Below are 10,938 nucleotides of genomic sequence, written 5' to 3' on the forward strand. Positions count from 1 at the left end.
AATTCTCGGTACCGGTGTGGGTCAGGGTAATTGTAGTTTTATCGCCTTCAGCAGCGAATTCCCATTTTACTACCGAGCTGCCGTTGGATTGTCTTGGGTGTTCCCAGGTGTATTCGATGCGTTGGTTTGGGATGATGTTGACGAATGTGCATCGATGGAAATAGTTATGGGAATCGGCGCTTTCATAAAATGTAAACGTTTTTCCGATCTTGAAATCATACGCTTCAACCGGGAAATACCATTTTTTTAACGCGGCTTCATCGGATAAGGCGTTCCATACTTTTTCCAAAGGGGCATCGAAGGATTGTGTAACAATAATGGGTGGCATAAAATCGAATTAGTGGAACGTAAAGTTAACGCTTTGTTTGTAAACAGGAAACCAGAATCCTGACGAATGGGCAGATAAATCATTTGGGCACTGCGCACTAGCCCGGATGGAAGCGGCATCCTGCAACCGCTTTCTTTAAGCGGTTGCAGATACAGCGTACAGCCGGAACAGCTTCAAATAATCATCAATTCTGTAATCTGCAAAGAAAATCCTGTAAAGAAATTTTAAGGGTCAATTCCGTTCTTTACAGCACCAAAGAATAGGCCATGAAACAAAGCACCAGGGAATTAGCGATTTTAGGAGGTGGTCCGGCAGGAATGTTCCTGTTAAAACGGATTGTCGATTCGGGACGGACGGACTTCCGAATTTATATTTTTGAGAAAAGTGGACAATTGGGTGCCGGCATGCCCTACAGCGATGAAGGAGCGAATGACGAGCACGTTACGAATGTTTCTGATAATGAGATTCCGAATATCGTTACGCCCATTTCCGAATGGGTGAAGACTGCCCCACCGGCGCTTTTGGAGCGTTTCGATATCAACGCCGATAATTTTAATGAATACAAGGTTTTGCCGCGCTTGTTTTTCGGGGAATACCTTGCTGCGCAGTTTGATATACTGCTTCGTTTGGCGGCGCAATCCGGCATTGAAGTAGTCGTTCGGCTTCAATGTGCTGTTGATGATATTTCGGACAATGTCGTTGCCCAAAAAGTGACCGTAAAATTGTCCGATGGCACGGTACAGGATTTTGACCATGTCGCAATTTGTACGGGACATTCGTGGCCCAAAATAAACGAAGGGAAAATCCCCGGTTACTTTGATTCGCCTTATCCACCGTCAAAATTGAGGTTCCGGTGCGACCATCCCGTTGCGGTCATGGGCGCCTCGCTCACCGCGATAGACGCCATCCGGACACTGTCGCGATGGAATGGAACGTTCACGGTTGTGGCGGACAACAAGCGAAGGTATGAGCGCCACCCAGACAGTCCGCAGTTTAAGATCGTGATGCATTCGCGTAATGGGCTATTGCCTGCCGTCCGTTTTCATCTCGAAGATTCGCACTTGCACAATAACAGCATGCTCTCCCGGCCCGAAATTGAAGCAGCGATAATAGCCAACAACGGTTTTTTATCGTTAGACTACATTTTTGAAAGGGATTTTAAGGCGCTTTTTATCGAGAAAGACACCAGTTTTTATGAGCGTATAAAAGACCTCACGCTCGAGGAATTCGTTGACCGTATGATGGGAAGCCGTGAGCGTATGGATCCTTTTAAGTTACTCAAGTCTGAATATGTAGAAGCGGAACGTTCAATCAGCAGGCATGAATCTGTATACTGGAAAGAACTGCTCGCGGAACTGAGTTTTGCGATGAATTATCCTGCCAAGTATTTTTCAGCAGAGGACATGCTGCGACTCCAAACGACGTTGATGCCACTCATATCGGTGGTCATTGCGTTTATTCCGCAAGGATCGTGTGAAGAGCTTTTGGCTTTAAGGGAAGCTGGAATCCTCGAGTTGATTACGGTTGGAAAAGACAGCATCGTGGTGCCAGAGTTGGCGGGTGGTATTACCTATGAATACACCGACGACGAAAACCGAAAGCAGGCAGTGCATTACGAGACCTTCGTGGATTGTACCGGGCAGAAACATTTGCCGTTCGACGATTTTCCTTTTACAGGCTTGAAAGCCACGGAAAGTATTGCTCCGGCGACATTGAATTTTCAGTCTGATGCTGCGGCCAGCGCTTTTCTGGCTGCCGGGAATAAGAATGTTTTAAAAACGCCCGATGGCTATGTATTGACAGTCCCTGGAATTGCGATTAACGATTCGTTTCAGGTACTGGACGCCGACGGGTTGCCCAATGACCGTATTTATGTCATGACGGTGCCGTTTATCGGCGGATACAATCCTGATTACTCAGGGCTTGATTTCTGTGAAGAAGCGTCGTACCGAATCGCCAATACATTGTTATTGGTATAAATGCTGGCCGAATTTATACTTTCGTCTTATTGTCAAGGTTCAGTTTTTCCAGTAGCACGCCCGGTAAATCGTTGAGTTCCGTAAGTGATGAAGGTTTTAGCAGAAAACGGATGTTTGGGTTATCCTGATATTTTTGCTGCTCCTGCATGTTTATGGTAGTCGACAAGATGAAAATATTCAGTGTGCTGAGCGTCTCGTCCTGTACCAAGCGGTCCACTACTTCAGCACCTGTCATCATGGGCATATACATGTCTATGACCAAGACGTCGGGCTTGGCTTCGGCGATTGATTTAAAAACCTGCGTTCCGGAATAAAGACTGTCGGTAATTTCAAAGCTTTCGTTGCTGTTGAAAAGAAAAGTCAGAAACTCCAGATCGTCCGGATCGTCGTCGGCAAGCAGGATTTTGATAGGTTTGTTGTGTTTCATAGCATCACAAAGGTGCAATATCTTATGGGCTATGTGTTATATTTATCACATCTGATTTTACGGAATTTAAATCAAAGCGTTGTGTTGTCACAGTGAAATTCAGTTTTTGGTATGCGCAAACCAGGCGGTGAATTATTTGTGAAATATATACTGGATTAGCCGATAAACGAAGATAAGCCGTAATTCAGGAGTGGGCTCCCGAAAAAAATAAATAAGCCGGAACTTGCAAATACAAAAGTGATAATGTAATATTGCAATCCCATTCGGGCGATTAGCTCAGCTGGTTCAGAGCACTACCTCGACAAGGTAGGGGTCACTGGTTCGAACCCAGTATCGCCCACAAATAAGAAAAGCCGGACATTCATGATGTCCGGCTTTTTTTTATGTTGTACAACCAACTATTATTTTCGGCTCATCAGGATCCTGAGGATGTAAAAGAACAGCAGCATTACTGAGGCGAATAATTGTAACGCAGCACCTACGTATTGCTGGGTGCCATAATTTTCTTTGATCTGCCCGGTCTGGTAAAGGATGCTTCCGCTGGCCAGGATCACCATACCCACAGAAAACCACAAGCCCAGGTTATAACCAAAAATGTATCCACCGACAATCAGTCCAAGGCTGATAAAACCACCAATGATCAATGCTGAACGCAGGAATGAAAAGTCCGCTTTCGTATTGAACACCACGGCAGTCAATCCGCCAAACATGAATAAGGTGATGATGGCTGCCTGCGAAATGATCTCCGTACCGGTTTTAAATGACGCAATGGTTAAGATAGGCAGAAAGATTAAAGCTTCAATAACCACATACAAGCCCAAGCCCAGATATTGCTGGGAGCGCGAAAGCGAAAAGGCGAGTTTGTTTGACACCATCGATCCCAGCCACAGCATACCGATCATAAACAACCCAATGAATTTTACATTCAGAAAATTCCCAATACTTTGTGGCGTAACGATATTCAGCAATACCGCTTCAAGTCCCATGAAGGCCAATATGGCAAGGCCAATGTGCATGTACGTCTTTTTGTAAAATTCCGCTTTTTCAGAATCGGTGGCATATACCACCAATTTGTTTGTACTTTCCATTTTCTGTAGTTTAAAATTTCCCGAAATGTAACGATTTTTTTGATGTTTCATCATAGTGTCAATCAAAAAAAAATCATAAAAAATACAGGATCGTGAAACCTTGCCCAAGGATGATTTGCGCAGGAGTAATCCGATGGGCATTACTGTATTTTCATAGTCCATGATACTTTGTATTCAAGCGTTTATGCAGTTTTCACTTTAACTCGAACCTATTTTGAAAACAGAAAAATGAAGGCTTACAATCTTGTAACGTTCATTTAAAATTGCATAATTAAAAGTTAGGATGATATTGAATATTTGTATTCGTTATTTAATCTTAAACACACACATATTATGAAGACCGCAACCACCACTGAGAAGAAAACGACAGCCGCGAAAAAGCCTGCTGTAAAAACTTCAACTGCCAAAACCGCCGCTCCAAAAGGAACGGTGAAAGCAAAATCGACCGCTGCTGAGGGATTAGGGGAATTGTTTAAGGACAGCCTGAAAGACATTTACTGGGCCGAAAAAGCACTGACCAAAGCGTTGCCTAAAATGGCGAAGAATGCCACTTCCACTGAATTGATTTCCGCTTTGGAAGACCATCTGGCACAAACGCAGGAGCATGTACAACGACTTGAATCCGTATTCCAGTCCATAGGGGAGAAAGCGGTCGCAAAGAAATGCGATGCGATGGATGGTCTGATCAAAGAGGGCGAGGGGATCATGGAAGAAACGGAGCTGGGTGTGGTACGCGACGCAGGCATTATCGCAGCTTCCCAGAAGATCGAGCACTATGAAATTGCTACCTATGGGACGTTGGCAGCGTTCGCCAAAACGCTTGGGCATGAGGAAGCGCTGGAACTGCTCGTGGCGACGCTTGGAGAAGAGAAAGAAGCAGATTCTTTGCTGAGCCAGATTGCGGAATCCCACATCAACATCGATGCTGCGGAGGAAGATTCGGAATAATACCAATTTAAATCTAAAATCAAACCTGCGAAAGCCTGACTTATGTCGGGCTTTTTCTATTTTACTGGTTATGGAAGTGATTGTTTCAACTGCTTCGTTTACTGTGATTCCTGTTCACTTGTTTGAAGATACCGTATCAAGTGCAGGGATCAGCTTTTTTTTGAGCATACAAAAACCGCATCCATTTGCTTTGGTTTTTTTTTACCTTTAACCAAAACTAATTTTTGTACCATGAAAAAAATGCTATTCCTGTGTATCGGATTGACAATGATGGCGGCTTCCGCATTTGCTGCCAAAGTGGATACCCTCGAAATCCGCAGCCAGTCGATGGACCGTGTACTGAAGGCCGCGGTGGCCGTTCCCGATTCGTATGCCAAAAGCAAAGCCAACTATCCCGTGATGTATTTGCTGCATGGCGCGTACGGACATTTCCGGGACTGGCTTAAAAATACCCCGGACCTGAATACGGTAAAAGACCTGGCTGACGAATACAACATGATTATTGTAATGCCGGAAGGCGAAACCTTTAGTTTTTATATTGATAGTCCCACACTGAAGACGTCCCAGTTTGAAACGTTTATCACCAAAGAGGTTATTGCCAAAATCGATGCCACCTACCGCACGGTAGCGACAAAAAACGGCCGTGTCATCACCGGGCTTTCGATGGGCGGGCATGGTGCGTTGTACCTGTCGGCAAAGCACCCCGAATTGTACTGCGGTGCCGGAAGCATGAGTGGGGCATTGGATATGGGTAAAATCCGAAAAGTAGAACAACCGGACGAAGTCAACAAACTTTTTGTAGCGGTCTACGGACCCACGCCGCCATCAGATGCGGAATTGCAATCCCATGCGGTTATTGGTATGATTGATCAGATTAAGGCCAATAAGATGCCGTTGATTATTGATATTGGCGTGGATGACTTCCTCATTGAGTCCAACCGTGCGTTCCACAGCCTGATGGTGTATGAAAAAATACCACACGAGTATACCGAACGTCCCGGGTCCCATACCTGGCAGTACTGGCAGGATGCCGTTCCTTTTCATGCGTTGTTTTTTGCGCGGATTTTTAAGCAGAATGGCAGCGCGGTGAAATAGGGGACAATTTACGGTAAACAGTTTACAGCGGTGTGGAAAGATTAAGGTTATGCTCCTAAACTTTTCTTTTCAATTGCTCCAGCAGCGCCTGGTAATGACCGGCTTCGATAATGTCTTCCTGCGTCGTGGAATGGTCGAGGATATCGTTCAACATGTCTGTAGCCTCAGCCAATCTGGTGCGGGCATAGTTATAGTCCTTTACGCCGATATGGTCGATGATTTCCTGCGCGATTATCCGTAACTTTATGAATCTGAGTCCGTCCATATTATCCGTTATTTTCTGTATCCTTTTCGTTGAATTTCTTCACAATTGCCGAGCGTTTTTCCTTACGCGCTGCCGCGGCTTTTTTGGCTTTTGCCTGCGCCTTGTGCAGCTTGTCATTGTGCTTTTTGATGTTTTCAGGATTGTTACGGCCCATCGTGTTATTTTTGGTAAAGATAACACGATATTGCCACATGATTTTGGAAATTTTGATGGGGCCGTCCGTAATGTTTTGGAGGGGATTCATTGGCGTATTGTTGGGGTATTGTTCGACGAAAATCAGTTTTCGTCGAAGGAATTGGCTTAAACCCCTGTTAAACCCCAACGAATCACGAACAAATCAGGCAGTTATACTATTAAATACGTTGGCTTCGCCGGATTTGATACCGACGCCATTGTTTAAAAACAGCATGGTAAAATTCCATAAATTACCATAACTTCGCTTAAACCTCAGGACATGAATAACAAAACAATACGATGGGGCATTATCGGCTGTGGTAATGTCACTGAACTCAAAAGCGGACCCGCATACCAGAAAACCGAGGGCTTTGAACTGGTCGCCGTGATGCGAAGAGATGCGGCATTGGCTGAAGATTATGCAAAGCGACACGGCGTGCCCACATTTTATTCGGACGCCGACGCCTTGATCGGTGATTCCAATGTGGATGCGGTTTACATTGCCACGCCACCGGACACGCACCTTTTTTATGCCTTAAAAGTAGCAGCCGCGGGAAAAACGTGTTGTATCGAAAAACCGATGGCCTGCAATTACAACGAGTGTTTGGCGATATGCGACGCTTTTGAAAAGCAGAAGGTGCCGCTGTTTGTGGCTTACTACCGCCGTTCGCTGCCTAGGTTTCAGCATATTAAAACACTGTTGGATTCCGGTGCGATCGGAGAGGTACGGTCTGTCCACTGGCAGCTTTCCAAACCGGCGAGTGAGAAAGATCGATCCGGCGGCTACAACTGGCGTACCGATGCCAAGATTGCTCCGGGAGGCTATTTTGATGATCTTGCCAGTCATGGGTTGGACTTATTTGTCTATTTGTTTGGAGCGGTGCGTCAGGTGCACGGTATCGGCACGAACCAACAGCAGCTGTATTCCGCAAAAGATGCATTGGCCGGATGCTGGCTGCACAGTTCGGGTGTAACGGGCTCGGGCACCTGGAATTTTGGAAGCCATACCAGGGAGGATATCGTATCAATAACAGGCAGTGCGGGCAACATTGCGTTTTCAGTGTTTGATGAGCTGCCTATTGTGCTGCGGCAGGCCAATCAATCTCAGGAATTCTCCATACCCCATCCGGAAAACATACAGTTGTTTCACGTGCAGAACATGCGGGAGTTCTTAGTTCATGGTATTCCGCACCCTTCTACAGGACGTACAGCTGCACATACCAGCTGGATTATGGATCAGATCATCGGAGGGTAACAGATTTTATTCTTCTTCCTCTTCCGGAGTGTGCGATTTGGAGTAATTGCGCCATTTTTCAATTACCTGTTGCATGTCCTCAGGCAATTCAGTATCAAAGCGCATCATTTCACCGGTTACAGGGTGCACAAAGCCAAGTGTTTTGGCGTGTAACGCCTGCCGTGGTAAAATCTTAAAGCAATTTTCGATAAACTGCTTGTATTTGGTAAACGTGGTGCCTTTCAGGATCAGATGTCCGCCGTAGCGCTCGTCATTAAACAGTGGATGGCCCAGGTGTTTCATGTGCGCGCGGATCTGGTGCGTCCTTCCGGTTTCCAATATACACGAAACCAGGGTCACATAGCCAAAGCGTTCGAGGACTTTATAATGGGTAATCGCCGGTTTTCCAATCTCCGGATCGGCAAAAACGGCCATTTGCATGCGGTCTTTCAAATGACGCGCCAGGTTTCCCTCAATCGTCCCGAAATCATCTTTTACGTTGCCCCAAACCAAAGCAACATACTCCCGTTCAGAAGTCTTATTTTCAAATTGTTTCGCCAGATGGCTCAGTGCCGACTCGGTTTTTGCGATCACCAAAAGACCCGAAGTGTCTTTGTCGATGCGGTGCACCAGGCCGGGACGGTTGCTGCTGTTCATGGGCAGGCTTTCAAAGTGGTAGGCCAATGCATTGACCAGTGTCCCCGTGTAATTTCCATGTCCAGGATGTACTACGAGACCGGGTGGCTTGTTGATCAGCAACAAGGCATCGTCCTCATAAACGATGTCCAAAGGAATGTTCTCAGGGTCCACGCGGTTCTCAAACGGCGGGTGCGACAACATGATCGTCACGACGTCGAGCGGCTTTACTTTATAATTTGATTTTACCGGAACATCATTGACATAAATGTCGCCGTTCGAAGCAGCCTGCTGGATTTTGTTCCGTGTGGCATTAGCGATCTGCAGCATTAAGTATTTATCGATCCGGAGCAGCGCCTGTCCCTTAGCGACCACAAAACGGTGGTGTTCGAAAAGTTCCTCGTCGTCGTTTTCCTGGATGGGGTTGAATTCAGTACTCATTATGGTGTGTCCGTTGCGGTACTGTCGGCCGGTGTTTCTTCATCAAAACCGACTTTTCCATCACCAACCACCAAATCGATTTTTGATGCTTTCAGGACCTTATCGCCAGCTTTCAATATCTTGCCGTTTTGTTTCATTTCGATGACCATATCTTTTCCCAGATAGGGTTTATAGGTAATTTTTCCCTGTTCCAGCCCGATAGCCTTCAAGGTAGGCACCGCTTGCCTGAGTGTTTGCTCAATCAGGTTGGGTACGCGTACCGAATTGAATCCGCTGGAGTTGATTTTAATATAAATCTTTCGGTCTTCTTTTACTTTTGCACCGGCAAGTGGATCCTGTTTTACCACAGTAAATTTTGGGAAGTCAGGATTGAAGTCAACGGTATCGAGCACCACATAGTCCAGGTTATTTTTGTCAAGTACTTCCTCCGCCTGTTCGACCGACATTTTTGCAAGGTTTGGCACGGTAATTTCTTCGCCATGTTTGGTCGAAAAAGAGATCCATTGCAACAGCAGGAATCCGATAACCAAAATGATCAGAAAGGCCAGTGCAAGCTGTTTGAAAAAAACTTTACTGGTAAGATATTCGCGTAGGGTCATTTGTTGAATGTTTCGGCAAAGATATAAAAATAGTGGAAGCTCAGGATTTGAAAAATTAATGATATTTTTGTCTAAACAAATACAATCGATACCGGATGAACATAGCCGTAGTAATGGGTGGATATTCTGACGAATCTGTCATTTCGCTGAGAAGCGGACAATTGATCCTCAACAATTTAGACCGTTCAAAACACCAGGTTTTTGAAGTGCATATCTTAAAAGACGGATGGAACGCTGTCGTCAATGGCGTGAAGTTCCCCATCAATAAAGCTGATTTTTCGTTTCATAATGGTGTTTCGGACATTCATTTTGACGTGGCCATCAACACGATACACGGTACCCCGGGCGAAGATGGGCACCTGCAATCCTACTGGGAATTGCTCGAACTGCCTTACACCGGATGTAATTTCTACCAGTCGGCATTGACCTTTAACAAACGCGACACGCTATCGGTACTTTCAAAATTCGGTATTCCAAAAGCAAACTCGATTTACGTTTCGAAAGGGCAGGAGATTTCGGGCGAAAAGGTTGCAGCGGCATTGGGGTTGCCATTTTTCGTCAAGCCAAACCAGTCCGGAAGCAGCCTCGGCGTTTCGAGAGTCGATAATCTGGCTGATTTTGAGAAGGCGCTTGCCTTTGCTTTTTCCGAAGACAATGACATCCTGATTGAATCATACCTAAAAGGGACGGAAGTTTCAGTGGGTGTTTTAAATTACCGCGGCCAAACGACGGTATTGGGAATTACGGAGATTGTCTCCCAGAACGACTTCTTTGATTACGAAGCCAAATACGAAGGGAAATCGGAAGAGATTACACCAGCACGGCTTGATGCCCAGACGGAACGCCTGGTTCGTGAGACCGCGGCAAAAGCATACGAGGCATTGGGAATGAATGGTTTTTCCCGCACCGACTTTATCATTATGGACGGCATTCCTCATTTTATTGAAATCAATACGAATCCGGGCTTGTCGCCACAAAGTATTTTTCCACAGCAGGCCGCGTATGCAGGTATGAATTTTTCGGATTTACTCGAAAACGAAATGGCCATTGCGCTGCAACGCAAACCGCTTTGGAAAAAATAAAAAACTGAAAACATGAGAAGAGCCATATTCCCAGGGTCTTTTGACCCGATTACATTGGGACATTACGATATTATCAAACGCAGCATTCCGCTTTTTGACGAGATTGTTGTCGCCATCGGTGTGAACGCCGAAAAAAAGTACATGTTTTCCTTGGAAGAGCGTAAGCGTTTTATCGAGGAAGCGTTCGCTGCGGAACCCTCTGTTAAGGTGGAAACCTACGAAGGGCTTACGATTGATTTCTGCAAAAAGATCAAAGCGCATTACATCCTTCGGGGACTGAGGAATCCGGCCGATTTCGAGTTTGAAAAAGCGATTGCGCATACCAACAGGAGGTTGTCAAAAATCGAAACGGTATTTTTACTGACGGCAGCCAATACGTCCTATATCAGCTCAAGCATTGTCCGCGATGTCATCCGGAATGGCGGGCAGTATGAAATGCTGGTACCGGATTCGGTAAGGGTGGGGAAGTAGGAAATTAGATAATTAGACAATTAGACAATTAGACAATTAGACAATTAGATAATTAGCGAATTAGGAAATGAGAAAATGTTTCGATAAGTGGATAAATTTGCGGAATAAAAGTACTTTTGCACTTAGCAACTTAGCAACTTAGCAACTTAGCAACTCAGCAACTCAGCAACT

At 45.5% G+C, this 10,938-nt stretch carries 13 protein-coding genes and 1 tRNA gene; 7 read left to right on the forward strand and 7 right to left on the reverse strand.

What is annotated here, in order from left to right:
* The coding region (locus CFE23_RS15650) for an SRPBCC family protein (protein WP_291090073.1) at positions 1-328 on the reverse strand (328 nt) is incomplete at its 3' end.
* A 266-nt stretch (positions 329-594) separates the two neighbouring features.
* Between CFE23_RS15650 and CFE23_RS15655 the strand changes: the two genes are divergently transcribed.
* Positions 595-2,307 carry an FAD/NAD(P)-binding protein gene (locus CFE23_RS15655; protein ID WP_291090075.1) on the forward strand — a complete coding sequence of 571 codons (1,713 nt, stop codon included), beginning with the start codon at positions 595-597 and terminating at the stop codon, positions 2,305-2,307.
* Between the two features lie 13 nt (positions 2,308-2,320).
* Here the strand turns inward: CFE23_RS15655 and CFE23_RS15660 are convergent, their stop codons facing one another.
* Positions 2,321-2,734 (reverse strand): response regulator, encoded by a 414-nt coding sequence (locus CFE23_RS15660; protein WP_291090078.1) that lies wholly within the window; start codon positions 2,732-2,734, stop codon positions 2,321-2,323.
* 265 nt (positions 2,735-2,999) lie between these two features.
* Here CFE23_RS15660 and CFE23_RS15665 point away from each other — a divergent pair.
* Positions 3,000-3,074: transfer RNA gene (locus CFE23_RS15665), tRNA-Val, on the forward strand.
* A gap of 61 nt (positions 3,075-3,135) precedes the next feature.
* Here the strand turns inward: CFE23_RS15665 and CFE23_RS15670 are convergent.
* Complete coding sequence (locus CFE23_RS15670) at positions 3,136-3,822, reverse strand: Bax inhibitor-1 family protein (RefSeq protein WP_291090080.1); 687 nt, start codon at positions 3,820-3,822, stop codon at positions 3,136-3,138.
* 333 nt (positions 3,823-4,155) lie between these two features.
* Here CFE23_RS15670 and CFE23_RS15675 point away from each other — a divergent pair, with 333 nt between their 5' ends.
* On the forward strand, positions 4,156-4,770 hold the full coding sequence (locus tag CFE23_RS15675; protein ID WP_291090082.1) for a ferritin-like domain-containing protein: 615 nt from the start codon (positions 4,156-4,158) through the stop codon (positions 4,768-4,770).
* Between the two features lie 231 nt (positions 4,771-5,001).
* A complete protein-coding gene (locus tag CFE23_RS15680) occupies positions 5,002-5,865 on the forward strand; it encodes an alpha/beta hydrolase family protein (protein WP_291090085.1) in 864 nt (287 codons plus the stop codon).
* A gap of 55 nt (positions 5,866-5,920) precedes the next feature.
* Here the strand turns inward: CFE23_RS15680 and CFE23_RS15685 are convergent, their stop codons facing one another.
* Both CFE23_RS15685 and CFE23_RS15690 read right to left on the reverse strand, forming a co-directional pair.
* The gene (locus CFE23_RS15685) at positions 5,921-6,130 is read right to left on the reverse strand and encodes a hypothetical protein (RefSeq protein WP_291090088.1); all 210 of its coding nucleotides are present in this window, start codon (positions 6,128-6,130) and stop codon (positions 5,921-5,923) included.
* Between the two features lies 1 nt (position 6,131).
* The gene (locus CFE23_RS15690; RefSeq protein ID WP_291090108.1) at positions 6,132-6,374 is read right to left on the reverse strand and encodes a hypothetical protein; all 243 of its coding nucleotides are present in this window, start codon (positions 6,372-6,374) and stop codon (positions 6,132-6,134) included.
* A gap of 210 nt (positions 6,375-6,584) precedes the next feature.
* Here CFE23_RS15690 and CFE23_RS15695 point away from each other — a divergent pair, with 210 nt between their 5' ends.
* Complete coding sequence (locus tag CFE23_RS15695) at positions 6,585-7,559, forward strand: Gfo/Idh/MocA family oxidoreductase (protein ID WP_291090091.1); 975 nt, start codon at positions 6,585-6,587, stop codon at positions 7,557-7,559.
* A 6-nt stretch (positions 7,560-7,565) separates the two neighbouring features.
* On the opposite strand, the gene CFE23_RS15700 is transcribed toward CFE23_RS15695, so the two are convergent.
* Together CFE23_RS15700 and CFE23_RS15705 are read right to left on the reverse strand one after the other, a co-directional pair.
* The gene (locus CFE23_RS15700; RefSeq protein WP_291090094.1) at positions 7,566-8,615 is read right to left on the reverse strand and encodes an RluA family pseudouridine synthase; all 1,050 of its coding nucleotides are present in this window, start codon (positions 8,613-8,615) and stop codon (positions 7,566-7,568) included.
* On the reverse strand, positions 8,615-9,214 hold the full coding sequence (locus CFE23_RS15705) for a PASTA domain-containing protein (RefSeq protein WP_291090097.1): 600 nt from the start codon (positions 9,212-9,214) through the stop codon (positions 8,615-8,617). Before CFE23_RS15705 ends, CFE23_RS15700 begins: the two co-directional genes overlap by 1 nt.
* 95 nt (positions 9,215-9,309) lie before the next feature.
* On the opposite strand from CFE23_RS15705, the gene CFE23_RS15710 reads away from it, so the two are divergent.
* Together CFE23_RS15710 and coaD are read left to right on the forward strand one after the other, a co-directional pair.
* The gene (locus CFE23_RS15710; RefSeq protein WP_291090099.1) at positions 9,310-10,296 is read left to right on the forward strand and encodes a D-alanine--D-alanine ligase; all 987 of its coding nucleotides are present in this window, start codon (positions 9,310-9,312) and stop codon (positions 10,294-10,296) included.
* 12 nt (positions 10,297-10,308) lie between these two features.
* The gene (coaD, locus tag CFE23_RS15715; protein ID WP_291090102.1) at positions 10,309-10,767 is read left to right on the forward strand and encodes a pantetheine-phosphate adenylyltransferase; all 459 of its coding nucleotides are present in this window, start codon (positions 10,309-10,311) and stop codon (positions 10,765-10,767) included.
* Positions 10,768-10,938 lie beyond the last annotated feature (171 nt).

Origin of the sequence: Flavobacterium sp. BFFFF1, assembly GCF_002256285.1 — a bacterium.
In the GTDB taxonomy this organism is placed as follows: Bacteria; Bacteroidota; Bacteroidia; order Flavobacteriales; family Flavobacteriaceae; genus Flavobacterium.

Coding starts and splice junctions, on each gene's coding strand:
- CFE23_RS15655 (WP_291090075.1), top strand. CDS start 595: ATGAAACAAAGCACCAGGGAATTAGCGATTTTAGGAGGTGGTCCGGCA.
- CFE23_RS15660 (WP_291090078.1), bottom strand. CDS start 2,734: ATGAAACACAACAAACCTATCAAAATCCTGCTTGCCGACGACGATCCG.
- CFE23_RS15670 (WP_291090080.1), bottom strand. CDS start 3,822: ATGGAAAGTACAAACAAATTGGTGGTATATGCCACCGATTCTGAAAAA.
- CFE23_RS15675 (WP_291090082.1), top strand. CDS start 4,156: ATGAAGACCGCAACCACCACTGAGAAGAAAACGACAGCCGCGAAAAAG.
- CFE23_RS15680 (WP_291090085.1), top strand. CDS start 5,002: ATGAAAAAAATGCTATTCCTGTGTATCGGATTGACAATGATGGCGGCT.
- CFE23_RS15685 (WP_291090088.1), bottom strand. CDS start 6,130: ATGGACGGACTCAGATTCATAAAGTTACGGATAATCGCGCAGGAAATC.
- CFE23_RS15690 (WP_291090108.1), bottom strand. CDS start 6,374: ATGAATCCCCTCCAAAACATTACGGACGGCCCCATCAAAATTTCCAAA.
- CFE23_RS15695 (WP_291090091.1), top strand. CDS start 6,585: ATGAATAACAAAACAATACGATGGGGCATTATCGGCTGTGGTAATGTC.
- CFE23_RS15700 (WP_291090094.1), bottom strand. CDS start 8,615: ATGAGTACTGAATTCAACCCCATCCAGGAAAACGACGACGAGGAACTT.
- CFE23_RS15705 (WP_291090097.1), bottom strand. CDS start 9,214: ATGACCCTACGCGAATATCTTACCAGTAAAGTTTTTTTCAAACAGCTT.
- CFE23_RS15710 (WP_291090099.1), top strand. CDS start 9,310: ATGAACATAGCCGTAGTAATGGGTGGATATTCTGACGAATCTGTCATT.
- coaD (WP_291090102.1), top strand. CDS start 10,309: ATGAGAAGAGCCATATTCCCAGGGTCTTTTGACCCGATTACATTGGGA.